This window comes from Paraburkholderia acidicola, assembly GCF_002362315.1.
Lineage (GTDB): Bacteria > Pseudomonadota > Gammaproteobacteria > Burkholderiales > Burkholderiaceae > Paraburkholderia > Paraburkholderia acidicola.
In genome coordinates this window covers 178,651-201,938 of sequence record NZ_MTZV01000006.1, presented here as the reverse complement: position 1 = coordinate 201,938, position 23,288 = coordinate 178,651, and the positions used below count along the sequence as shown (strand labels likewise).

Below are 23,288 nucleotides of genomic sequence, written 5' to 3'. Positions count from 1 at the left end.
CGCAGCTGAAATCCAGATACCAGGGAGCACTGCCATGAAACGGTCCGATCTAGCCACGCTGATTTCGCTCGCCGCGCTATGGGGCGCGTCGTATCTGTTCATTCGCATGGGCGCGGGCCAGTTCGGCGCCGTGCCGCTCGCTGGCGCACGTGCCGCCCTCGCCGCGCTGCTGCTGACGCCGCTTCTCGCGCTGCGTGGCGCAGGCGGCCTGCGCGAGTTGCGCGCGCACTGGAAGCCGATCGCGCTCGTCGGCATCACGAATTCGGCGCTGCCTTTCGTGCTGTTCAGTTTCGCCGCGCTGACGCTGCCCGCCGGGCTCTCGTCGATATTTACCGCGGCGACACCGCTCTTCACGGCGGTCATCGCGTGGCTCTGGCTGAACGAGCGGTTGAGCGGCATGCGCGTCGCCGGTCTGGCCGTCGGCTTTGCCGGCGTGTTGTGGCTGGTGTGGGACAAGACCGCGCTCGCCGCGCACGGTATTGCGAGCGCACACGCCACCACGCATACCGCGGTGCATGCAACCGCGCTCGCGATCGCCGCGTGTCTCGCGGCCACCCTGCTCTACGGTTTCTCGGCGAACTTCAGCAAGCGCCGTCTTGGCGGTGTCTCGCCGCTCGCGGTTGCGACGGGTAGCCAGATCGTATCGGCGGTCGTGCTTGCAGTGCCTGCCATTTCGCTGTGGCCCGCAACCGCACCGGCACCGCACGCGTGGGCGGCGCTGTTCGCGCTCGCACTCGCTTGCACCGCGTTTGCCTACGTGCTGTTCTTCCGGCTGATCGCCAGTGTCGGACCGTCCCGCGCGATGACGGCGCTGTTCCTGATTCCCGCGTTCGGTGTGCTGTGGGGCGCGCTCTTTCTCGGTGAAACCTTCACGGTGGCGATGGCGATCGGTTGTGGCGTGATACTCGCGGGTACAGCCTTGACTACGGGCGTAGTGCGTCTGCCTGGGCAGCGTCAGGCACCAGCTGCACGTGCCGTGGCCGTGGCATGTCGCGATCAGTCCGCGTGTCCGGCAACGGGATCGTGAGCGAAGTGTTGCGTCTGCTCGTGCAACACCAGGCACCAGCTGCGCGCACCGTGGCATGCCGCGATCAGTCCGCGTGCCCAGTAACAGGATCGTGAGCGAAGTCGCGAATGGAAGCATCAACAGGATCGTGAGCGCGCCTTGCGCGCGTTCGCGCTTCGCCGACCACACGCGCCAGCGTCGCGGCGCTCATCCTCGCCGCGATATCGCGCACATAGTCGTGATACCGCGTATCGAGCGGTGCATGCAGATGCTCTGCCTGCAAATAGCGGATCAGCGCAATCCGCCGATGACCCAACGCCATACTTTGCTCAAGCAGTGCAATCGCGGCCTGCGCATCGCCGGCATCGTAGGCGCGTTTGACGAGTTCGGAGGTGTGGGCGCGCGGCATCGTCGATGAGTGGCGCCTGGGGGGTGCCTGGACTTTGCGCCGCTCAGCTCGCCACGCCCGGCGCACCGGCACGGACCAACCACGCATCGTAGTCGGCGCGGGTCCAGTCGAGTTCGACGCCGATACGGCGCGTGCCCTCGCGAATCTTCGGCTTGTGCAACGCGAGCGTCAACGCATCGAGCGCGGGCCACTCGCCGAACGACAGCACTGCAAGTTCGACGGCCAGCGTCTCCAGCGTTCTTGTATGCGGCTTCGTCGACAGAAACGCCGTTACGCGCTCGCAATACCGCTCGTAGTCGATCAGTCCGTGCGCGCCGGTTTCCGACGGCTCGCAGCGATACACGAGGCTCGCATCGAGGGAGATCGATTGGGCTGCAACGTGCTCGTGCGGATGGATGCCCACGCGTGTCGCGACAATCAGCTCGTCGACGAACACGCGCCAGCCGCGCCCCTGTCTCTCTACCAAAGGCGCGGCAAACGCGGCGACCGGTGCATCAAAAGGCTTCATGACATCAGCGGCTCAGCCGCGTCGAGCATGATGCGCACGAAGTAGTCAGCGAAACTGCGACGTATAACCAGTTCATAGGTCGTATCAGCCACCGGAATCAGCACGATCGACGCCTTGAAGTAGTGGCTCTGCGCACACTGCCCCGGCGCGAACTCGCGCGGATGCAGATCGAGCGGACAGCCGCGCGCAATCACCTCACGCACCTTCTCGCCGCTAATCTCCAGCACGGTATACCCACTGCCGATATCGACCGCCGTAGCGAACTGCCCCGCCAGCGCTGCAGCGAGCTTGCCTTCGAGCGTCGCCGCCTGTTGCTGTTGCGAACGCACGAGCCACTCGTCCGGGCCGAGCCACAGCACGTCGTAGCCGTTGCCGCGCACGACGGTATTCGGTTTGACGGGCAGCCGGCAACCCGTGACGCTTTCCACCGCGTTGACGAACGCGGCATCGCTCGCATCTCCGCGCAGATTCACGAGATCGCGAAACGGCCGTTCCTCGAGCCGAAACTTCTTCGCGGCGCCTGCCTGATGCTTCTTCAACAGATCGCCGACCCCGACGAGCGGCGACTCCGCCTGCACAATCGCCGCAGCGGCGCCCGGCGCATTGCTTCTGGTTTCATTCCACATGTTGACGGACTCCTTCGGTGTCGTAGAAAACCGGGCTCGCGATCTTCGCTGCGATCTGCTTGCCGCTCACGAGCGGAATCGTCACGCTCTCGCCCATCTTGTCGAGGCCGCCCTTTATGACTGCCAGTGCAATCGAACGCTTCAGGATCGGAGAGTAGTAGCTCGACGTCACGTGCCCGAGCATCGGTGCGGTAGCGCCCTGGAACGGCCCGGCGACGATCTGGCTGCCCTCCGGAATCACGTATTGCGCATCGTCGGTAAGCAGCCCGACAAGTTGCTTGCGCCCCGCCTTCGCCGTATCGGAACGCGCCAGCGAGCGCCGGCCGAGAAAGTCCTTCGACTTCGCGACGAGCCCGCCCATACCGAGATCGTGCGGCGTGATCGAACCGTCGGTGTCCTGGCCGACGATGATGTAGCCCTTCTCCGCGCGCAGCACGTGCATCGTTTCCGTGCCGTATGGCGTGATGTCGAATTCGGCGCCCGCGGCCATCAACGCTTCCCACACCGCGCGACCGAGATTGGCCGGCACGTTCACTTCATAGGCCAGTTCGCCCGAGAAGCTGATACGCATCACGCGCGCGGCCACACCGGCTACTGTGCCTTCGCGATACGTCATAAACGGAAACGCGGCGTTCGCAAAGTCGATGTCGCTACACACTTTCTGCAGAACCTTGCGGCTCTTCGGCCCGACCACGGCGAACGTCGCCCAATGATCGGTGACCGATGCGAGCCGCACTTTCAGGTTCGGCCATTCGGTCTGCAGCCAGCGTTCGAGCCAGGTCAGCACACGCGCGGCACCGCCCGTCGTCGTGGTCATCATGTAGTGCTGGTCGGCGAGACGCACGGTCACGCCGTCGTCGAACACCATGCCGTTTTCATCGAGCATCAGGCCGTAACGGCACTTGCCGACTTCGAGCTTGCTCCACGGGTTTGTGTAGACCCAGTTCAGCAGTTGCGCCGCATCGGGGCCCTGAATATCGATCTTGCCGAGCGTCGACGCATCGAGGATGCCGACGCTGTTGCGCACCGCGAGGCATTCGCGTGCGACCGCTGCATGCAGGTCCTCGCCCCCTTGCGGGTAGTACCACGGACGCTTCCAGTTACCGACATCCTCGAAAGCCGCGCCGTGTTCGACGTGCCATTCGTGGATGCAGGTCTTGCGGATCGGATCGAGCAGATCGCCCAGTTCGCGGCCTGCAAACGTGCCGAACGTGACCGGCGTGTAGTTCGGACGGAAGGTGGTCGTACCGGTTTCGGGAATTGTCTTGCCGAGCGCATCGGCGAGAATCCCCATCCCGTTGATGTTGCCGAGCTTGCCCTGATCGGTGCCGAAACCCATCGCCGTGTAACGCTTGACGTGTTCGACGGATTCGAAGCCTTCGCGGGCCGCGAGCAGGATATCGGCGGCCGACACGTCGTTCTGGAAATCGACGAACTGCTTCGGACCGCGCGGCGCCGCCTCACGACTACCGACGAGCCACAGCGGCAACAACGGTGCCTCAGCAATGTCCGCAGCTTGCGGCGCCTGCGGACGCGGTGCATCGAAACCGGTCGACTTCGCGGCTTCTACGCCAGCATCGACGGCGAACCGCAACCCACGTGCAAGACTGAATTCCCCGGCCGCCGCACCGATACTCGATTCGGCCTGCGCGGCCTTGCCCGGTACGAAGCACGCCTTGTCGTCATTCCAGTGCGCCTTGCCTCCCGACTGCGCGAACAGGTGCAGCACGGGGCTCCAGCCGCCCGACATCGCGAGCAGATCGCACGGTACATCGGCCTCGCGTGCGCCGACCTTGCCGTTCTCATAAGCGGCGACTTCCACCGACGCAACCCGCAGCTTGCCCTGCGCCGCTGTCACGACCTGCTCGTTGAGCACCTTCACCCCATGCCGGCGCGCAGCACCGGGCAACGCACCGTTGCCTTGCGGCCGCGGGTCAATCACGGTCACGTTCGCACCGCACGCCTTCAGATCGAGCGCGCATTGATAGCCGTCGTCGTTGTTCGTGAACACCACCGCCGTGCGGCCCGGCAACACGCCGTAGCGATGCACATAGGTCGATACCGCCGATGCGAGCATCACACCCGGCAGATCGTTGTTGCCGAACACGATCGGACGTTCGTGCGCGCCGGTCGCGAGAATCACGCGTTTCGCACGGATCTTCCACAGCAGTTCGCGCGAACCCTTGCGCATCGACACCGGCAGATGATCGGTCAGACGCTGCGTCACGGTGACGAGGTTGTGGTCCTGATAACCGAACGCGGTGCTGCGGCTCAGTATCTTCACATCGGGCAGACGCGACAGTTCCGCTTCGATTTTCTCGACCCATTGCAGCGCGGAACGTCCATCGATTTCCGCGCGGCACGACAACAGGCTGCCACCCAGTTCGCGTTGATCGTCGACGAGAATCACGCGTGCACCCGCGATACCGGCCGCATGCGCCGCCGCGAGACCCGTCGGCCCACCGCCCACGACGAGCACGTCGCAATGCGCGTAGCACTTGTCGTAGCGATCGGCATCGAGCGTGTCGGGCGCCTTGCCGAGGCCCGCTGCTTCGCGAATCTTCTCTTCGTACTTCGGCCACCATTTGCGCGGCCACATGAACGTCTTGTAGTAGAAGCCCGCGGGCAGAAAGCGCGAAAACTTCTGGTTGATCGCCATGCGATCGTGTTCGAGGCTCGGCTCCGCGTTCACGCTGGTCGCGACGAGCCCCTGGTAGAGCTCGACCTCGGTGGCGCGCGCATTGGGTACCGTGTAAGCACCGCGCTCGAGTTGGACCACTGCATTCGGTTCCTCGACACCCGCGGTCACAATGCCGCGCGGCCGGTGATACTTGAAGCTACGCGCGACGAAATGCACGCCGTTCGCAAGCAGCGCGGACGCCAGCGTATCGCCCTGAAAACCCTGATACGTGCGGCCGTTGAACGTGAAGGTCAGCGGAATTGCGCGGTTGATGCGCCCACCGGCGCCGAGGCGGTCTTTCTGGCTCATCAGGAATTGCCCTCGCTGGGGGTGCTGGCCGGCGCGGGCCGGTCGAAGGTTTCATAGCCCTGGAATGCGTACGACACGGTGTCGCGCGTCGCCATGAACCAGCGACGGCAACCCTGCGTATGCAGCCATTGCTCGCGATGCACGCCGCGCGGGTTCTTGCGCATGAACAGGTAGTCGCCCCACTGTTTGTCGGTGAGGGCATCGGTATCGAGCGGACGAGCGATATCGGCCTCGCCGCCGCAGGAAAATTCGGATTCGGCGCGCGGTCCGCACCACGGGCATTCGATCAGCAACATGTGGTTATCTCCGTTGTGCGTGGGGTTAGTGCGCGACTGCGGCCGCGCCGTGTTCGTCGATCAGGTGGCCGGTATAGAAACGATCGAGCGAGAACGGCGCGTTCAGCGGATGCGGCTCATCCTTCGCGATCGTGTGCGCGAACACCCAGCCGGAGCCCGGCGTCGCCTTGAAACCACCGGTGCCCCAGCCGCAGTTGAAATAGAGGCCCTTCACATCGGTCTTGCTGATAATCGGGCACGCATCCGGCGACACATCGACGATGCCACCCCACTGCCGGTTCATGCGCACGCGCGAGAACACCGGAAACATTTCGACAATGGCCTGCAGCGTGCCCTCGATGATGTTGAAACTGCCGCGCTGACCAAAGCCCGTGTACTGGTCGACGCCTGCGCCGATCACGAGATCGCCCTTGTCGGACTGGCTGATGTATGCATGCACCGCGTTCGACATGATCACGGTGTTGACGACCGGCTTGATCGGCTCGGACACGAGTGCCTGCAGCGGATGGCTTTCGAGCGGCAGGCGAATGCCCGCCATATCGGCGAGCGTCGACGTGTTGCCCGCCGCGACGACCGCGACTTTCTTCGCCTTGATAAAACCCTTCACCGTATCGACACCGATCACCGCGCCGCCTTCGCGGCGAATGCCGGTGACCTGGCAGTTCTGGATGATGTCGACACCGTGTTGATCCGCACCGCGCGCAAAACCCCATGCAACCGCATCGTGACGCGCAACGCCCGCGCGCCGCTGGATCGATGCGCCGAGCACCGGGTAGCGGCTGTTCAGATTGATCGTCGGCTCGATGGCCTTGATCTGCTCGGGCGTGAGGAATTCGGCATCGACACCGTTGAGCCGGTTCGCATTCACGCGGCGCTCGGTATCGCGCACATCCTGCAACGTGTGCGCGAGATTCATCACACCGCGCTGGCTGAACATCACGTTGTAGTTGAGGTCCTGCGAGAGCCCTTCCCACAGCTTCATCGCCTTCTCGTACAGCGCCGCCGATTCATCCCACAGGTAATTGGAACGCACGATCGTCGTGTTGCGCGCCGTATTGCCGCCGCCGATCCAGCCTTTCTCGAGAATCGCGATGTTGCGCACGCCGTGCTCTTTCGCGAGGTAGTAGGCAGTAGCAAGCCCATGCCCGCCGCCACCGACGATCACCACGTCGTATTCGCGTTTCGGCTCGGGGCTCCTCCACTGACGCTCCCAGTTCTCGTGATACGACAACCCGTTGCGAAACAGACTGAATATCGAATAGCGGCTCATGTGACGGGTCCCTTGCTGATTGCTTTTCTGACGATCGGTTGGTTCAAGATTCGGCTCAACATTCAATGACGTTCACGGCCAGTCCGCCGCGCGACGTTTCCTTGTATTTGGTCTTCATATCGGCGCCGGTTTCGCGCATCGTCTTGATCACGTTGTCGAGCGACACGTAGTGCTGGCCGTCGCCCTTCAATGCCATCCGCGACGCGTTCAACGCCTTGATTGCGCCCATCGCGTTGCGCTCGATGCAGGGAATCTGCACGAGGCCGCCGACCGGGTCACAGGTCATGCCGAGGTTGTGTTCCATGCCGATTTCGGCGGCGTTCTCTACCTGGGTCGGGGTGCCGCCCATGACGGCAGCAAGCGCCGCCGCGGCCATTGAGCACGCAACGCCAACCTCGCCCTGGCAGCCCACTTCGGCACCGGAGATCGACGCGGTTTCCTTGTAGATGATGCCGATCGCCGCTGCGGTCAGCAGGAAATCGACGATGCCGGTCTCGTTCGAACCGGGTACGAACTTCACGTAGTAATGCAGCACGGCGGGAATCACGCCTGCGGCGCCGTTGGTCGGCGCGGTGACGACGCGGCCACCGGCGGCGTTTTCCTCGTTGACGGCCATCGCGTAGAGATTGACCCAGTCGAGCATCGACAGTGGATCGCGCAATGACTCTTCGGAACGCTCGCGCAGTTGTGTGGACAGATCGGCGGCACGGCGCTTCACGCGCATCGGGCCCGGCAACTCGCCGCGCTCCTTGCAGCCGCGTTCGACGCAGGCTGCCATCGTGCGCCAGATGGCGAGCAGACCGTCGCGCACGTCCTGTTCGGGGCGCGACGCGCACTCGTTGTGCAGCGTGAGCTCGGCAATCGACAGTCCGCTCTCGCGGCATACGCGCATCAGGTCGTCGCCGGTACGAAACGGGTACGGCACCTCGCCGCCCGCGCGCACGCCGTTCACCCGATCACCCTCGCGATTGACGACGAAGCCGCCGCCCACCGAGTAATACTCTTTCTCGACCAGCAACTGGCCGTTTTCATCGAAGGCCTGGAAGCGCATGCCGTTCGGATGCACGACACCGGTACCGGCCATCAGCTTGCGATAGAACGACAGATGCTCGCGCTCGTCGAACTGCACCGCCTGCTGGCCGAGCAGCCGCAGCGACTTCTGCGCGCGGATCTCGGCGAGCCGCGGCGCGATCAGATCCGGATCGATCGTGTCCGGGAGATGGCCTTCGAGCCCGAGCAGCACCGCCTTGTCGGTGCCGTGGCCCTTGCCGGTCGCGCCAAGCGAGCCGTACAGCTCGATCTTGACGCGCCGCACAAAGCCGAGCAGATTGGCGTCCTCGACGTGCGAAGCGAAGCGGCACGCCGCGATCATCGGGCCGACCGTGTGCGAACTTGACGGTCCGATGCCGATCTTGAACAGATCGAAGACGCTGACGTTCATGGGGTGCTGCCTCGCGAGTAAGTGGGGAAAACCGGCGCGGTGCGCGTTTCTCCAGGATGGCGCCAGTACACCAAAGCGTAAAATCCGCTGATAGAACAAAAACGGCATCGACGTGGGACGGCGACGCCACGACGGGCCCGCCAGCCCGTGCCGTTCGTTTCTGCGATGGTTCACGGCGGAAAAGCGCAAGTCGCCGTGCAGCCGATCGGCGACGCTAGGACCATCGCGCCGCGCCCGCAGTTCGCCCGATACCACAGCAGGCCCAGCTTCACGATGAAAACCGCAGAACCGTTACCCCTCACCTCCATCGACGGCGCGCCGAAAGAGCGCATCCGCTTCGGCATCGTGCTGCTGCCGAACTTCACGCTGACCGCGTTTTCGGGCTTCGTCGACATGCTGCGGCTCTCCGCCGACGAAGGCGACTACAGCAAGCCCGTACGTTGCTCGTGGAGCGTAATCGGCGATACGCTGGCGCCGGTGCGCGCGAGTTGCGGCATCCAGATCACCCCGTGGGAAACCTTCGCGAGCGCCGAGCCGTTCGATTACGTGGTCGTCGTAGGCGGGTTGCTGCATTCGGGGCCACAGGCTAACGACGAAACCTTGCAGTTCATCCGTGAAGCCGCGCGCACCAGTGCGACGCTGGTCGGCATCTGCACCGGCGTGTTCGCGCTGATGCGCGCCGGTGTGCTCGATGCGCACCGGATCTGCGTGAGCTGGTTTCACTACTGGGACTTCGTCGAGCGTTTTCCGGCCGTGAATTCCGACCTGCTGATCGCCGACCGGCTGTTCGTGATCGACCGGCGGCGCATTACGTGTTCGGGTGGCCGTGCATCGATCGACGTCGCTGCCGCGATCCTGCTGCGGCACTTCGAGCATGCGACCGTGCAGAAGGCGCTGCGCATCCTGCTGGTCGGGGAAATGCAGAAAGGCAATGCACCACAACCGCATCCGCCGGGGCTCGAACCGGCTACGCATCCGAAGGTAAAGCGCGCGATCCTGCTGATGGAACAGCACGTCGGGCGTTCGCTGCCGCTCGAAGAACTCGCGTGCAAGCTCGACCTGTCGCCGCGGCAGCTCGAACGCCTGTTCAAGGCCGAGACCGGCAAGAGCCCGCAGGTCTTCGCCAAACAGGTGCGACTGCGCACCGCAGCCTGGCTCCTAACCAGCTCGGATCGCACCGTGGCCGATATCGCATCGAGTTGCGGTTTCTCGGATGCTTCGCACCTGGGACGCGAATTCCGCAAGCAATTCGGCGTGCCACCGGTGATGTTTCGCGAGCAACGCGGCGCGGCCCCGGCCGACGACGCGGCGGCGATCAATGAAACGTTTCCGGGGCGGGTGGACGTCTACTAGCGTCGTTACTTCGTTGACGACCGGTTCTGGATCATCAGGAATGTTCATTCCTGGTTCTTTTGTGTCACCCGGTACAGAACCACACTATGTGCAGCCGTTCTTTCTCCGGTGCTGCCTGCGCAGCATCCGGTTGCCGACCCGCGCGTCACTCATGGGATCAGTAAGCTATCGTGAACCTCGCCATCATCCGAACCCTGTGCGTTGCCATCCTCATCATGACGCTCTCCCATACCGTCGCCGCGAATCCGTCAGGGAAGATCGGCTATCTCGGGCCCGCCGGCTCGTGGACTCATCAGGCCTGTCTGGATCTCTATGGTCCGGACGAACTGGTTCCACTAGATCGGGAAACACTGTTTTCAGCGTACGAATCCGGAAACGTCGAGCGCGCGTGTGTGCCCGTGACGACCTCCGCCGTTGGCATTACGCCCTATCTGGATGCTGTACTGGATCTGCCCGAAGTACAGGTCGTCGCGGAGTACCCGAAGATGCTCGGTTACAGCCTGCTCGCGCGTCCCGGGACCCGTCGCGAAGATATCCGGCGGGTCTATGCGCATCCGGTCGCATTTGAAGAGGTGAAGCCCTGGCTCGACAAGGAAATGCCCACTGTCACGCGCGTAGCGGCAAGCAGCGGCGGCGCTGCGGCACAGACCGTCGCACAGAGTGACGCGCACGACAGCGCATCCTTCGGTCCAAAAATCGGCGGAGCGATTTACGGTCTGGTTTCGCTTGCCGATGGAATCGAACAGGGACCGCAGAACGTGACCCGGTGGTGGGTACTCGGTAAAACCATGCCGGCGCCAACAGGCCACGACAAGACCTCCCTGCTCGTGGAAGTCGCCGACGCACAACTGTCCGGTCTGTTGTCATCGTTTGCCGAAGCAGGAATCCAGGTACTGACCATATACGAGCGGCCGAGCAAAAAGACACTCGACACCCACCGCTATCTAATCGAGGTCGCTGGCCACGCGCACGAGCGCGCGCTCAAAACGTACCTGCCGGAGCACAAAGACATCCGCGTCCTGGGTTCCTATGCCCGAAGGTACTGACGAGGGGCCAGTCGATGACAGAAAGCACTCAGTTCGCCCGACTGGCGAGCTTCGGCCTCGATGGATCGTGCACAGGCCCACATGCGTCACGCGCCGACACCCAAGGACGAAGCATGAGAAAGCACGACACGCTAACCACCGAAACCTGGCACATGGACGATGCCACGGCGGGCACGTGGATACGCGCCGCACATCTTGGACGTCGGAAGAAGTACGGCAAAGGCGCCACGATCTATCGGCAGGGCGACCAGGGATCCACCTTCTACTTCCTGCTGTCGGGTCGCGTCCAGGTGTCCATTTTCCAGAACGATGGCGCCGAATTCATTCTCGAAGTCATGGGACGCTGGTCGATGTTCGGCGAAAGCCCCGCGGTGGACGGCTATCCGCGCATCGCCACGGCAATCACCGTCGAAGACTCCGAGTTGCTCGAGTTCGACATCGGGGTCATCACAGCGGCCATACCCTCCAACCCGGAACTTGCGATTTCGTTGCTACGCGTCATCGCGCTCAAACAGCGCATCCTTGCGTCGCGTATCCAGTACCTGGCGCTCCCCAAGCCGGAAATGCGCATCGGCGAACTGCTCGGACGACTGTCGGATCTGTATGGAGAACAGCACGACGGACACACGCTCATCACGATATCGCTCACGCACGAGCAGATCGCCGCGATGACGGGCGCGACGCGCGTGACCGTTACGCGTGCGCTGAAACGATTGTCGGAAGTCGGCGCCATCGCGATCAGGCAGCGCCGCATCTGGGTGCTCGATCCGTCGAAACTTCTCGGCTGACTTCGTCAACGCCTATACAGACTTGCGCCTTCCTCGTCAGTAGAGTCCGGTACATCGGCAATCCTGCCGCGTGCCCTCTACGTTACGAGAAGGAAAAGTCATGAGCAGAATCGAACGATTGCGCCTCCCGGAAGACGATGCGACTTTCGGCAGCAACCGTGTGTTTGATCTCTTCCAGTACGCACCAGCCGTCACGGCCAACGGCCTCGTGTTTATCGCCGGACAGATCGGCTTACGCGCCGACGGTTCGATTCCGGATTCGCCTAAAGAGCAGATCGATGTGGCCTTCAAACGGATCGAAGCGATCCTCAAACATCTCAATCTGGATTTCACGGACATCGTCGAACTCGTGTCCTATCACGTCGATATCGGCTCGCAGCTCGCGGATTTTCGTGCGGTGAAAGAGCAATACATTCGCGCGGATTTCCCGGCATGGACAATTCTCGGTGTGGCGGCATTGGCGCGCCCGGAACTCATCGTTGAAATCAAGGTGGTCGCGGCAACGCGCGACGCTTAAGGCTTAAGACTTAAGGCGCATGCGCACGTCACTGAAAATCAGGAGCTGGATATGACCACCCAGGTTAAGACAGATGGATTCGCTTTCGTCGAGTTCGTTTCGCCACGCCCCGTCGAACTCATCGAGTTGTTCGAGCGTCTCGGCTTTCGCCTTCGTGGCCGCTCAGCGCACGACATGGTCTTGATGACGCAAGGCTCGGCCGCGTTCATCGTGAACGGGAGTCGCAATGCGTTCCAGCAGCAGCATGGGGCATCGGTGCGGGCAATCGGCATTCGCGTCGATGATGCGCGTGTTGCGCTGGAACAGGCGCTGGCGGGTGGTGCGCGCGTTGCATCGCCGGAACGCGAAGGTGCGTTCGTCACCGACACGCCCACCATCCTCGGAATCGGCGATAGCCTCGTGTACTTCGTCGACACCGATTTTCGTGCGGTATTTCACCTGCCAGTCGAACCACGTGACGTGCCAGTGGGCGACGCGAACATCGTCGCAGTCGATCACACATCGAACATCGTGCGTTCCGACAATCTCGATCGCTGGGCGGACTTCTATCGTGACAACTTCGGATTCGTCGAGAAGCAATATCTCGAAGTCAAAGGCGACAGGTCGGGTATGCGCGCCCGATCGATGGTCAGTCCGTGCGGGCGCGTGTCGATTCCGGTCGCGGCAGCAGCCCACGACAAACCCGGCGTGCTCAACCAGAACGACGAGTTCATTCGCGACTATGGCGGCGAAGGCATCCAGCACATCGCGTTGCTGACTTCCGATATCGAAGACACGATCGACAAGCTTGCCCGCGCGGGAATCGAATTTATGGCGGCGCCTTCGCGGAGCTACTACGGTGGTATCGACGAGCGGTTACCGGGGCATGGGCTCGATGTGAATCGCCTGGCCGGCCGGGGCATTCTTGTCGATGGGACTGGGTCGCAGCGCATCCTTCTGCAGCGGTTCACCCGACGTCAGATCGGTCCGGTGTTCTTCGAAATCATCGAACGTCGTGGGGAAGACGGATTCGGTGAGGGGAATTTCAAGGCGTTGTTTGAATCGCAGGAGAAGGATCAGTGGGAGCGGGGGGCGGTGTAGTCATAGTCGCTACGCGGCGAGCGGATGCTGGTCGATACGTGCGAGCAATGAGGTTACGCCGCGTAGCGTGTTTCTCTGATGCCATTGAAGCGAGTCCAGATTGGTCAGGCGGAGATCGGGCAGTCTTCGCAGGATCGTTCCCAATGCCGTCTCGAGCTCGAACATGGCCAGACGCGCGCCGAGACAATAGTGGATTCCGCCTGAGAACACGAGGGGTGGATTCGCACTCTCCGGCCGCTCGATAAGCAACGTGTCCGGCTGGTCAAATTGCATGGGGTCGCGATTCGTAGCGCCGAGCGACAACAGGACGATCGTTCCTTTCGGGATGGCGATGCCGTGGACGTCGGTATCTTCAAGTGCCACGCGTTGCACGATCTGTACGGAGCTGTCGTAGCGCATGCATTCGTTGATCGCTTGCGTCAGGAGTTCTGGACGGGCTCGTAGCTTTTCAAGCTGGTCCGGATGCCGGTATAGCGCAATCAATGCGTTGCCGATCATGTTCGAGGTCGTTTCATGACCCGCGGCAAAGATGAAGATGACGTTCCAGATGATTTCGTTTTCGCTGAATGTCTCGCCGTTGTCGTTTATCGATAGCATTGTTGATATCAGGTCGGTGCCTGGGTGCGCTCGACGGGTTGCGATGACGTCTTTGAAATAGCGTTCGAGATTTTCTAGTGCGGCATTGGCTGCTGCTATCTGGTCCGGGCTGAGTGGGGCGGCTTCGAAGGCCTGAGCAAACTGGCTGACGTCGGCACCGAGCATCGATGCGTGATCGAGGGGTACATCCATTATTTTGCAGATAATCCTGATAGGCATCGGCAACGCAAATTCCGACATCAGGTCAATCGGACGGTTCGCCTGCAATGCGTTGATAAGCTCGTCTGCCGACGACTGCGAGATATCGCGAAGGAGGTCAACTTGTCTTGCATTGAAGGCTTTCATGAGCAGCGCACGCAGACGTGTATGCGCGGGGGGATTCATCATCAGCAACATTTTTGATAGCGCCTGGAAGATCGGCTGGCTTATTCCAGCTTCCCCGTAGCGGGTACGGACGGCTTCCAGATAGCTTTTCCCCATCTTTCGGTCAGCTAGCACGATCCGGGCAACTTCGGCATGCCCGGTTATCAGCGTTCTCGGCGCGATAGGGATGAGATTGCCGGCTTTCCGAAGGCGGTGATAGAACGGATAGGGATCGCGGTAGAAATCGGGAGAAGCGAGATCGGCGTAGTTCATGAAAGTAAGGCTGGCAGACGCCGATGCGCGGCTAGCCAGCACGTTTCGTTATTTCCATGTGGCGATCCTAGTTATCTTTGCCGGCCTTTTCCCTCTCTTGCAAAGGCGACTGGAATGTGCAGGAGCTATCCGTGGCTCGACTGCGCATTCGGGTCGTTCCAACCTGGCAGGCCAAAGGCGACGCAAATCTCCTCAGTTACCGTATCGGCGGATTGGTCTACTTCGACACGAACGAAGCGATACCCGTCGTTTATCCCGACATTGCTCAGTATCTCGCGTGCCTCTGTCTCTGTAGCAAAAGCAAAGGCGTCACGAATGCCAGAGGGATTGGTCTTCGACCAGAACGGCTCACCGATGCGGGTTCCGAGGTAGACGCCGTGCGTATCGGATACAGCGACATAAACGACCTTCTTGCCGTCGAGAGTTGGAAGCAAGCCACGATCGGCCGCATAGCGTGCTGCGTCCCTGATGTTCCTGGTGCGCGCTTTTGCGACTACCTCGGGAAATACCCGCTTCAGGACATCCCGCTCGGTGACATCGAGTGTCGACGCGATGTCCTTCGCGGTGTTACCGGATGCGACGGCCTTGAGTACCCGAAGATCTCGGGCGTTGAAATTGCGGTCGTTAAGATCCTGCGTACGTCTGGCCGCCAACTGCCAATCAAATATTTCAGCTGCCAGGCCACGCAAGTAAACCGCGTTTTCCTGGAAGGGGCGCTCCCCGCCGTCGACGGGAAGTGTGGGCGAAGCAATGTGAAGTATCCCGAAGTCATTCGTCCCCGGACGATGTGTAGGAAACCCCGCCCAGCTGCATAACCCACAATTTCGGCCAGTCACACCCATCTCGTACCAGCTACCCGTCAGGTTCTCCAGCAAGCCGATGGTAGAGCTATAGATAGGTGTGTTGGACACAGCTGCGTGAGTCAAGAAAGGAGCGATTGCAAACCATCTCTTCTGTACGAATATCTGCAGGAATCCGTTGTCGCCCGTGGCCAGCGCCACGTACGTGCGCGGTTGATGTGTCTGCGGGTCGGAACTCACATATATTGCACCGAATGCTTTGGCGCCCAACGGCGTAATCATCTCCTGGATCGTACGACACAGCTTTGCTTCCGAAGTAATACCTGCCAATGTCTGAACTTGATCCGTTACTTGATCGCCGCGTTCAACCGGACGGGACCGGAACCGGCCGCTCAGAAATTCTGTGCCCCGCATGCTCAGATGGTTATCCGGATCTTTTGAAATCAAGTCTTCAATTCGAAGAGCGGTGTCCGCGTATACCACCGTAAAGCCCACCTCATCTTCTCGCCCTGCTCCGAAAATCGTTTCGCGCTCGACGACGACATCGGCATCCTGCTCATAGATACGCAACCTGTTTTCGTAGTCGTGCCCCGTAGATACAAACATCTTTACTAACCTCTTTACTTCCGAACCCATACTCCCTCCGTCCGTACTGCCATCGTCCTGGTTATCTTCGCTCAGGCCTGTACCGATGTGGAGAGAGGACGCTTATCCTCTCCCCTGCTGTGTCGCACCCTCGTTCCTTCATAAGGCTGAGCGAAACGACACGAATTTTCGATCTCGAACAATATGCCAACTGGATATTCATGCCAAGAGAGCGTCTTTACTGGTCCCGATCAAAATCCATTTCATATTTAGCTGTGTTCGATTGATAAATCCTGTTGAGATATTACGCTCACAATAAATACAGCGTGTAGAAGCTGGCAGAACGGAGAGTAATCAAATGCCTTGGAGAGGCTGAGCGGACAATTTATTCGAATGACATGATTTGCTAGCGAGTCGAATCCGATCGCAACGCTCTGTGTTTCGATGAGATCGCTACCCCCGATCTGGACAACGATTGGTCTAGTTCTTTAACGCACCAGCGGAACAGACGATTTCTTGCCCATTTTCCAGACTTGCAGTGCCTCTTCTGACGTCGTCAAACTCTCGACGAATTTCAGGACCTCCGGGTCCATAACAAAGCTCGCCGCCGAACTCGCCGCCAGAATCGCCGCGCTCTCCTGCGGCTTTGCGATGGCAAAACCCTGTACATAGTCGACACCGATTTCCTTCAGCGCACGCAGCGTGTCGATATCTTCGACCCATTCGGCGATGCTGCGCATACCGAGATTACGCGCAAGCGCAACGATCGCCTCGACGATCGCGGTGTCCGCCGGATGCGCGCACATCGTGCGAATAAACTCGCCGTCGATCTTCAGCGCATCCGCCGACAGGTCCTTCAGGTAGCGGAACGACGTATAGCCTGCACCGAAATCGTCGAGCGCAATCTTGCCGCCCATCTCGTGTACGCGTGCGATGAAGCGCTGCGTGTTCTCGAGATCGTGCAACGCGACACTCTCGGTGATCTCAAAGCACAGGTAGTGCACCACCGACCGGTAGCGGCTGAACAACGAGAAGATATCGTTGACGAACTGCTCGTCGTTTAACGAACCACCGCTCAGGTTCACACAAATGAAGCGCGTATTCGGCAGCGCGGCGCGGTTCGCATCGACCCATTCAAGTACGGTGGTCAACACCCAGCGGTCGATCGCAGCGATGTTGCCGGATTCTTCGGCGGCGACCACGACCTTGCCCGCCGGTAGCGTCGAGCCATCCTGCGCGCGCATGCGCAACAGCACCTCGAAGTTCAGCGAAGCGGTCGGCGCGCTCAGGGACATGATCGGTTGCATCACGAGAAAGAGACCGGCCGGCACACGATTCTGGCCAAGCGATTCGACCAGCATCCGCTCTTTCGCGCGCTCCTCGAATGCGGCCGAGCCCTTGCGATACGTGACAAGCCGCGCATGGGCGACGCGCTTCGCTTCGCGGCACGCGCGGTCCGCGTTCGACAATGTGTCCTGCACGCGCGCGCCCGCTGAACATTCGACCAGTCCGATCGATGCCTTCACCTGGAACGAGCGTCGACCGACCTGATATGGCGCGGCGCTCAACACGGTGATCAGTTCGTGGCACTGCTCGATAGCATCGTCGATCTGTGTATTGCTCATCACACAAACGAATTCGTCACCGCCGATCCGGCCGACCGGATAGCGGTCCTCGAAGAGCGTCCGCGTACGCGCAGCGACCTGCTTCAGGACTTCGTCGCCGGCGCGGTGACCGAACAGATCGTTGATCAGCTTGAAGCGATCGAGATCGATATACGCAAGCGCCCACGGCTGCGGATCCGACGTCTGTGCAACAATCGCCTTCTCCACACCGCGGCGGTTCAGCGAACCGGTGAGTGGATCGTGCTCAGCGAGAAAATGCAGTTGTTCGATAGCCTTGGCGCGCTCGGTGACATCCTGCAGCGATCCTTCGATCCAGCCGTTCGAACGCGTCGCCTTCAGCAGAAAACGCCGCTGCCGGCCCCCTTTGCCCGCCACGCCATCGAGTTCGAGTTCACCGTCGCTGCCTTTCGCCGCAAGTGCCTGCAACGCATCCCACGCGCCAGGCTCGAAGTAGTCGTTCCAGCCGCGCACGCGATAATCGGCGCGACGCAGATCGAGCATCGTGCGCAGTGCGGGATTGGCGCGCACGAAATTACCGTTGCCGTCGAGCGTGAAGAGACCGATCGGTGTGACCTCGTAGGCGTTACGCAACTCGGTTTGCATCTGCCGGCGGCGCTCGCGCTCGGCACGCACCTGCTCGGCGATGGCGAACGCGGCCATCATGCTAGACGACAGCGCCGTGATAACCGGATTCACACCGCCGAACAACAGCTTGATCCCAAAAGCCGCCCCGAACACCTCGGAAAGCGTCGCGAACAGGACGACCGCCATCGATGCGACGTACCACAACACCGTGCGCGAACGCGCCAGCCAGACCAGTCGCACGAGCAGGAAGATCAGTACACCCATACCGAAACTGCTCAGCACCCAGAGCACCGGAATGAAATGTGCATAGGAAAGCGTCAGCGACGCGAGCAGCATCAGCACGCCGTTGTATTGGACGATGCCCAATGCCCACCGGTAGCCGACGCGCTTCAGCTCGCGCCGGAACAACTGGCCGAACAGCGCGACCGTCAACAGGTAGTACACGCCGAAGGTGACCTGTCGCACCATCTGCATGGCTTCTGGCGCAAGAGCGCGACCGAGCCATTCGGTGTCCCAGCCCAGCGCGTTCGCACACAACCGCAGGTTGCCAACCAGCCATGCAGCGAAAATCACATAGGTCATTTCGCGATTGATCAGCGCAGTCACGAACACGAATACGGCGAGCGTCAGCAGGCCACCGGTGATCAGCGCGGCGCTTTCCTCGAAGTGGAGCGCGGAGACGGCGAGACTCTGCTGGTTCCATGCGAGCGCATTGATATAGGCCGGCCCAGAGAAGGTGCCGCGGCAGAGGACCGGCTGCGTGCCGGAGAATGGATCGAGCTGGATCGAGAAGCCGGCCTTGACCGGATTGATCCGGCCGCTGGTGGACACGCGGGAAGCCGTACCTAGCGCCGTCAGTGTCGCTGCATTCCAGCACGTCAACGTTTGCGCATGGCGCGACGGCAATTCGATGAAAACAGGACGCGCAGGTCCCGTAGAAGGCGCGTCAAAACTGAACCAGATGGGGGTTTCGGCGAGCCGGGTACTGTAGCGGTGCGTGAGCGGTGCCTGCTGCAGCAGTTTCAGCGCCGCCGCGGGAGCGAGGGTGGCATTTTCGTCGTGGATGGCACGCAGTGCGAGGGGTACCGAGCCGCTCGATTCATAGCGTTCGGGCGACCACAACAGGGACGCGATGGTGGCCGCCGCGATCAACATCGGCACGACATAGACCGAAAACGCATACAGCAGCCGGTTGATGCCCGCGCGCATGTATCTTGACCGCGAAAGTAGAGCCGACGATTCCATACGTGGTTGTCCGTGATGCACTGTGGGCGCCGCGAAGGCGATGACGAACACATAACGCATCCGCCATCGCCATGCCGGTTTTGCCGGCTTTCCGGAATGTCTCCTTCGATCGCCTAGGCAATTTGCGAATCTCTCGGGCATCCTACCGTTTCCGGCCCGAAAGATAAATGCACACGATTTAGGTCGATATCCGGATGATAAGTTTGAAAGACAAACCGGTATAGGGGATGACGAACTTCTGCCCAGCGCTTTTGAGCAAGAGCAACCGGTTTTGCCATCACACGATGCGGCATTCCGCCGACATGAGCCATCGGCAGAAATTCTTCTTTACCAAAAACATCGTCGAATAGCATGGCTTTGTATTCGCGGTCTAGCGGAGCACGCGCAGTAATCACCATCCAATCGATTTGCTCCTGTCCGCAATACATGAACAGCGCCTTGCAGAGCGCGATCTTGACCATCCGCCCGATCGCCCCACCGTCCACGCCAAAGCGCGTCGCTTCCGCGAGGCGGCTCGTGGCGAGCCAGTCCGGCAAAACCACCGACTGCTCAAGCGCAAGCGGTGCCAACTCGTTGCTCTGAATCCGCATCGTCCCGAGCGGCCCACCATCAAGTTTCGACTCCGCAAGCAGCACCACCGTACCCGGTTCGCGATCACTACTTTCGATCGTCATTTTGTCTGCAAAATCTGGTAAATGGCGTCGATAGGCAATGCGCCGCATTTGCACGGCTTTTTCAAGGCCGTTGTCGTCGGCGACGATACGAATCGTAAAAGGCAAGCGCTCCTGTTTTACTGCGGGGAGTTGGGCCGGAAAGTCCGGGCTATCGGCGTGTTCGCGGAGAAATTGAGTAGCTATCACCGCGGAATTAAGGCGATCCATTGTGTGGCCTCTTTTAAGTGACAAGATAGGAAAACGCCATGCCGGGACGCGAAAAGCGTGCAAATGGCATGACCGATCTAGCCTCTCACGAAGTCAAATGTCGGGGTGAGCGCTACCGAATTTTTCCAGGCAAATTCCGGTGGACATACATAAAATGCGAACCCGCCAGTTCGCATTTGGAGGATGAATGGGCCCAATCGGGGAAACAGGACGACAAAAAACGGGCCCGCACCGCCGATGTTGCAATGGCGATACGGGCCCGTTTCTATCTGCTGGAACCGTCGGCGCGGCGAGCCAGGGATCTACCCCACCCATGCGCCGAATGGCGTACTCAGGATTCCTCAGCCCACACGATGTTTTCCCGCGCCACCAATGTGGTCGCAGCCGACGGCCCGAAGGTGCCGGCGGTATAGCCGCGCGGCCGGTCACTCGATTTCTTCCAGCCTTCGAGGATCGGATCGGCCCACGCCCACGCTGCTTCCAGTTCGTCGCGGCGCATGAAGTGCGTGAGACGACCGCGCACGACGTCAATCAGCAGACGCTCATACGCTTCGGCGCGGCGCTCGGTGAAGGCCTGTTCGAGATCGAGATTCAGGTTCACGGGCAGCATATGCATGCCGCTGCCGGGTTCTTTCGCGAGCATCTGCAGCTGGATCGATTCCGCCGGTTGCAGCTGGATGACGAGCCGGTTGCCGTAGTTGCGCGGACCGCTCGGAATGATCGAGAACGGCAGGTCGGCAAACTCGATAACAATCTCCGATACCTTCTTCTGCATCCGCTTGCCGGTACGTAGAAAGAACGGTACGTTCGCCCAACGCCAGTTGTTGATATGCACGCGCAGCGCAACGAAGGTTTCCGCGCGGCTGTCGGCCGGCACGTTGTCTTCCTGCAGATAACCCTTCACCGGTTCGCCGCCCACCGCGCCCGCGGTGTACTGACCACGTACCGTATCGTGCGCGATGTCTTCGGGCGACATGCGACGCAGCGAGCGCAGCACCTTGAGCTTTTCGTCGCGCACCGCGTCGGGATCGAGCGATACGGGCGGCTCCATCGCGACGATGCACAGCAGTTGCAGCAAGTGGTTCTGCACCATGTCGCGCAGCGCGCCGGTTTCGTCATAGAACCCCGCGCGACTACCGACACCAACCGTTTCCGCCACCGTGATCTGCACGCTCTTGATATACGGTGCCTGCCACAGCGGACCGAAAATCGCGTTGCCAAAGCGCAGCACCATCAGGTTCTGCACCGTTTCCTTGCCGAGGTAGTGGTCGATCCGGTAGATCTGCGCTTCGTTGAAATGCGTACCGACCGACGTATTGATCGCCTGTGCCGATGCAAGGTCGGAGCCGAGCGGCTTTTCGAGCACGACGCGCGAATGCTCGTCGACGAGCCCCGCCGACGCAAGGTGATCGCAGATCGTCGTGAACAGGTTCGGCGACGTCGCGAGATAGAACACCCGGCGCACACCAGGACGCGACACCTGCGCGAGCCGCGCATAGTCCTCCCCCGCACCCACGTCGACTTGCACGTACTCGAACAGCGCCAGAAAACGGTCCCATGCGGCTGCGTCGATGACCTTGTCGCCGACGAACGGCTTCGAGTGCTCTTCCATGAACGACAGGTATTCATCGCGCGACCAGGGTCGGCGGCCGATCGCGAGAATACGGGTATCGGCGGGCAGATTGCCATGCACATGCGCCATGTACAGCGCGGGCAGCAGCTTGCGGGCCGACAGATCGCCGCCGCCGCCGAAGATGATCATGTCGAGCGGAAGGTCGGGCGAAGCAGGAGCGGTCTGGGTTGTCATGGTGCGGTCGCAGCGTCGTGGTAAAGGTCGGCGCGAAAAACTGCAGCGCGGCCGCATCTTGCCGGGCCGCCCGTTTTTCGCAAGACGCCTATGGTGCAACGTTTTGGAAATGTTTGCACAGCAGCATGCGGCACATAGACGACACTTTTTTGTCGATGTGGGTTGCTTTGCATGCGTCGCGGTTCAGGTCGCGACCGTTGCGGGCTTGCTGGTTAGCCCATGCGGCGCGGCTACGAGGGTTGCGACCCGTGCGCCGAAGCGAGCGTACTGCGTGCGACGCGGCAGGCGGCCAGGTCCCACGCCGCGCAGCCAACCGACTTGAAGACGACCGGCCGGTCGGCTCTGACCACGGATGCAGGGTGCTCCAGTGCCGCCGCGATGCCCGTTACGGTGTTCCAGTCGACACCCGCCTGCAGGAAATCGCCGGCTTCATGCTTCGCGCCGGCCAGATCGTCGACAAAGAGCGTGCTGCCCAGCACCGTACGCGACCCGAGTTCGATCATCTCCGGCGTAAAAGCGCCGACGCCGATCACCAGCCGGTCTGCGCGCGGCGCTTCGTCGTAGACGGCGGCGCGGCTGGTCGTCAGTGCGATCACGAGATCGACCGAGGCCGGAGTCTGCGCGTCGTCGCAGGGTTCGAGGCGGCGCACTTTCACACCGTGCGCCGCGCAGAATGCCCTCGCCCGTTCCGGCACGCTGCCGCGCACTCGCACATGCGCATCCGGATACAACTCGCCAATCGCTTCCAGGTGGTTCGCCGCCTGCGTGCCAGTGCCGATCAGCAGCACATCGCGCGGTGCCGCACGGCCGAGCGTGGCGACGCCGAGCATCGACATCGCCGCGGTGCGGCGCCCGGTCACCGTCGGACCGTCGAGGATAAACAGCGTCTCGCCGGTATCGGCATCGAAGGCCATCACCTGACCGTGGATCGTCGCCAGCGAGCGCTCGCCGTTGCGCGGGCAGACGTTCACGAGCTTGTGGATCGCGAGGTCGGGCGCAGTAGCGGGCATCGACAGCAGGATGCCGCCGTCGTTGAGCGGCACGACCAGCCGCTCGGGGCTCACGATGCGCCCGTTCGCGTAATCGCCGGTGGCCTGGCGCAATGCCTCGACGAGCGCCGCATAGGGTGTGGCACGCGCGGTCGCGGTGGCGTCGTAGATCTGCGTGGTCCTGCTGCTCATCCTGCGCTGCTCCTGTT

The 23,288-nt window shown here is 61.4% G+C and carries 19 protein-coding genes; 6 read left to right on the top strand and 13 right to left on the bottom strand.

The features are described 5' to 3' along the window. Nucleotides 1-34: 34 nt before the first annotated feature. Nucleotides 35-1,027, top strand: coding sequence for a DMT family transporter (locus BWP39_RS19925; protein WP_096723328.1), 993 nt, complete (start codon nucleotides 35-37; stop codon nucleotides 1,025-1,027). Nucleotides 1,028-1,091: 64 nt separating this feature from the next. On the opposite strand, the gene BWP39_RS19920 is transcribed toward BWP39_RS19925, so the two are convergent. Genes BWP39_RS19920 through BWP39_RS19890 form a run of 7 tightly spaced genes read right to left on the bottom strand, consistent with a single transcriptional unit; the run spans nucleotide 1,092 to nucleotide 8,545 of the window. Continuing rightward, a complete protein-coding gene (locus BWP39_RS19920) occupies nucleotides 1,092-1,415 on the bottom strand; it encodes a hypothetical protein (RefSeq protein ID WP_207556981.1) in 324 nt (107 codons plus the stop codon). Between the two features lie 43 nt (nucleotides 1,416-1,458). Beyond that, a complete protein-coding gene (locus BWP39_RS19915; protein WP_096723326.1) occupies nucleotides 1,459-1,923 on the bottom strand; it encodes a dihydroneopterin aldolase in 465 nt (154 codons plus the stop codon). Continuing rightward, nucleotides 1,920-2,549 carry a sarcosine oxidase subunit gamma gene (locus BWP39_RS19910; protein ID WP_096723324.1) on the bottom strand — a complete coding sequence of 210 codons (630 nt, stop codon included), beginning with the start codon at nucleotides 2,547-2,549 and terminating at the stop codon, nucleotides 1,920-1,922. Before BWP39_RS19910 ends, BWP39_RS19915 begins: the two co-directional genes overlap by 4 nt. Then, complete coding sequence (locus BWP39_RS19905) at nucleotides 2,539-5,538, bottom strand: sarcosine oxidase subunit alpha family protein (protein ID WP_096723322.1); 3,000 nt, start codon at nucleotides 5,536-5,538, stop codon at nucleotides 2,539-2,541. The genes BWP39_RS19910 and BWP39_RS19905 overlap by 11 nt, the downstream gene beginning before the upstream one ends. Next, a complete protein-coding gene (locus BWP39_RS19900) occupies nucleotides 5,538-5,834 on the bottom strand; it encodes a sarcosine oxidase subunit delta (RefSeq protein ID WP_096723320.1) in 297 nt (98 codons plus the stop codon). Before BWP39_RS19900 ends, BWP39_RS19905 begins: the two co-directional genes overlap by 1 nt. Before the next feature lie 25 nt (nucleotides 5,835-5,859). Then, a complete protein-coding gene (locus BWP39_RS19895; RefSeq protein ID WP_091017935.1) occupies nucleotides 5,860-7,104 on the bottom strand; it encodes a sarcosine oxidase subunit beta family protein in 1,245 nt (414 codons plus the stop codon). A gap of 55 nt (nucleotides 7,105-7,159) precedes the next feature. Continuing rightward, entirely contained in the window at nucleotides 7,160-8,545 is a 1,386-nt protein-coding gene (locus tag BWP39_RS19890) for an L-serine ammonia-lyase (protein ID WP_096726047.1), read from the bottom strand. A 273-nt stretch (nucleotides 8,546-8,818) separates the two neighbouring features. On the opposite strand from BWP39_RS19890, the gene BWP39_RS19885 reads away from it, so the two are divergent. The 5 genes from BWP39_RS19885 to BWP39_RS19865 all read left to right on the top strand — a co-directional run bounded on the left by BWP39_RS19885 (nucleotide 8,819) and on the right by BWP39_RS19865 (nucleotide 13,329). After that, nucleotides 8,819-9,898 carry a GlxA family transcriptional regulator gene (locus tag BWP39_RS19885; protein WP_096723318.1) on the top strand — a complete coding sequence of 360 codons (1,080 nt, stop codon included), beginning with the start codon at nucleotides 8,819-8,821 and terminating at the stop codon, nucleotides 9,896-9,898. 215 nt (nucleotides 9,899-10,113) lie between these two features. Further along, nucleotides 10,114-10,944 carry a prephenate dehydratase gene (locus tag BWP39_RS19880; protein WP_096723315.1) on the top strand — a complete coding sequence of 277 codons (831 nt, stop codon included), beginning with the start codon at nucleotides 10,114-10,116 and terminating at the stop codon, nucleotides 10,942-10,944. Nucleotides 10,945-11,057: 113 nt separating this feature from the next. Continuing rightward, a complete protein-coding gene (locus tag BWP39_RS19875) occupies nucleotides 11,058-11,732 on the top strand; it encodes a Crp/Fnr family transcriptional regulator (RefSeq protein WP_170043882.1) in 675 nt (224 codons plus the stop codon). 100 nt (nucleotides 11,733-11,832) lie between these two features. Beyond that, complete coding sequence (locus BWP39_RS19870; RefSeq protein ID WP_096723311.1) at nucleotides 11,833-12,249, top strand: RidA family protein; 417 nt, start codon at nucleotides 11,833-11,835, stop codon at nucleotides 12,247-12,249. A gap of 51 nt (nucleotides 12,250-12,300) precedes the next feature. Beyond that, entirely contained in the window at nucleotides 12,301-13,329 is a 1,029-nt protein-coding gene (locus BWP39_RS19865) for a 4-hydroxyphenylpyruvate dioxygenase family protein (RefSeq protein ID WP_096723309.1), read from the top strand. A 9-nt stretch (nucleotides 13,330-13,338) separates the two neighbouring features. Here the strand turns inward: BWP39_RS19865 and BWP39_RS19860 are convergent, their stop codons facing one another. From BWP39_RS19860 to lhpI, 6 genes are all read right to left on the bottom strand, one after another. Further along, nucleotides 13,339-14,562, bottom strand: coding sequence for a cytochrome P450 (locus BWP39_RS19860; protein ID WP_096723307.1), 1,224 nt, complete (start codon nucleotides 14,560-14,562; stop codon nucleotides 13,339-13,341). 125 nt (nucleotides 14,563-14,687) lie between these two features. After that, the gene (locus BWP39_RS19855) at nucleotides 14,688-15,998 is read right to left on the bottom strand and encodes a helix-turn-helix transcriptional regulator (RefSeq protein WP_133116900.1); all 1,311 of its coding nucleotides are present in this window, start codon (nucleotides 15,996-15,998) and stop codon (nucleotides 14,688-14,690) included. Between the two features lie 437 nt (nucleotides 15,999-16,435). After that, a complete protein-coding gene (locus tag BWP39_RS19850; protein WP_207556978.1) occupies nucleotides 16,436-19,366 on the bottom strand; it encodes an EAL domain-containing protein in 2,931 nt (976 codons plus the stop codon). A 149-nt stretch (nucleotides 19,367-19,515) separates the two neighbouring features. Further along, entirely contained in the window at nucleotides 19,516-20,283 is a 768-nt protein-coding gene (locus BWP39_RS19845; protein WP_096723301.1) for an N-acyl amino acid synthase FeeM domain-containing protein, read from the bottom strand. Nucleotides 20,284-20,614: 331 nt separating this feature from the next. Continuing rightward, nucleotides 20,615-22,090, bottom strand: a complete 1,476-nt coding sequence (gene zwf, locus BWP39_RS19840; protein WP_096723298.1) for a glucose-6-phosphate dehydrogenase — start codon at nucleotides 22,088-22,090, stop codon at nucleotides 20,615-20,617. A gap of 230 nt (nucleotides 22,091-22,320) precedes the next feature. Then, nucleotides 22,321-23,271, bottom strand: a complete 951-nt coding sequence (gene lhpI, locus BWP39_RS19835; protein WP_096723296.1) for a bifunctional Delta(1)-pyrroline-2-carboxylate/Delta(1)-piperideine-2-carboxylate reductase — start codon at nucleotides 23,269-23,271, stop codon at nucleotides 22,321-22,323. Nucleotides 23,272-23,288: the final 17 nt, after the last annotated feature.

Excerpts from the sequence above, each read along its gene's own strand:
- BWP39_RS19850 (WP_207556978.1), bottom strand. The coding sequence starts at position 19,366 with ATGCGCGCGGGCATCAACCGGCTGCTGTATGCGTTTTCGGTCTATGTC.
- BWP39_RS19900 (WP_096723320.1), bottom strand. The coding sequence starts at position 5,834 with ATGTTGCTGATCGAATGCCCGTGGTGCGGACCGCGCGCCGAATCCGAA.
- zwf (WP_096723298.1), bottom strand. The coding sequence starts at position 22,090 with ATGACAACCCAGACCGCTCCTGCTTCGCCCGACCTTCCGCTCGACATG.
- BWP39_RS19845 (WP_096723301.1), bottom strand. The coding sequence starts at position 20,283 with ATGGATCGCCTTAATTCCGCGGTGATAGCTACTCAATTTCTCCGCGAA.
- BWP39_RS19865 (WP_096723309.1), top strand. The coding sequence starts at position 12,301 with ATGACCACCCAGGTTAAGACAGATGGATTCGCTTTCGTCGAGTTCGTT.
- BWP39_RS19875 (WP_170043882.1), top strand. The coding sequence starts at position 11,058 with ATGAGAAAGCACGACACGCTAACCACCGAAACCTGGCACATGGACGAT.
- BWP39_RS19915 (WP_096723326.1), bottom strand. The coding sequence starts at position 1,923 with ATGAAGCCTTTTGATGCACCGGTCGCCGCGTTTGCCGCGCCTTTGGTA.
- BWP39_RS19885 (WP_096723318.1), top strand. The coding sequence starts at position 8,819 with ATGAAAACCGCAGAACCGTTACCCCTCACCTCCATCGACGGCGCGCCG.
- BWP39_RS19925 (WP_096723328.1), top strand. The coding sequence starts at position 35 with ATGAAACGGTCCGATCTAGCCACGCTGATTTCGCTCGCCGCGCTATGG.
- BWP39_RS19860 (WP_096723307.1), bottom strand. The coding sequence starts at position 14,562 with ATGAACTACGCCGATCTCGCTTCTCCCGATTTCTACCGCGATCCCTAT.
- BWP39_RS19890 (WP_096726047.1), bottom strand. The coding sequence starts at position 8,545 with ATGAACGTCAGCGTCTTCGATCTGTTCAAGATCGGCATCGGACCGTCA.
- lhpI (WP_096723296.1), bottom strand. The coding sequence starts at position 23,271 with ATGAGCAGCAGGACCACGCAGATCTACGACGCCACCGCGACCGCGCGT.
- BWP39_RS19910 (WP_096723324.1), bottom strand. The coding sequence starts at position 2,549 with ATGTGGAATGAAACCAGAAGCAATGCGCCGGGCGCCGCTGCGGCGATT.
- BWP39_RS19855 (WP_133116900.1), bottom strand. The coding sequence starts at position 15,998 with ATGGGTTCGGAAGTAAAGAGGTTAGTAAAGATGTTTGTATCTACGGGG.
- BWP39_RS19880 (WP_096723315.1), top strand. The coding sequence starts at position 10,114 with ATGACGCTCTCCCATACCGTCGCCGCGAATCCGTCAGGGAAGATCGGC.
- BWP39_RS19895 (WP_091017935.1), bottom strand. The coding sequence starts at position 7,104 with ATGAGCCGCTATTCGATATTCAGTCTGTTTCGCAACGGGTTGTCGTAT.
- BWP39_RS19870 (WP_096723311.1), top strand. The coding sequence starts at position 11,833 with ATGAGCAGAATCGAACGATTGCGCCTCCCGGAAGACGATGCGACTTTC.
- BWP39_RS19920 (WP_207556981.1), bottom strand. The coding sequence starts at position 1,415 with ATGCCGCGCGCCCACACCTCCGAACTCGTCAAACGCGCCTACGATGCC.
- BWP39_RS19905 (WP_096723322.1), bottom strand. The coding sequence starts at position 5,538 with ATGAGCCAGAAAGACCGCCTCGGCGCCGGTGGGCGCATCAACCGCGCA.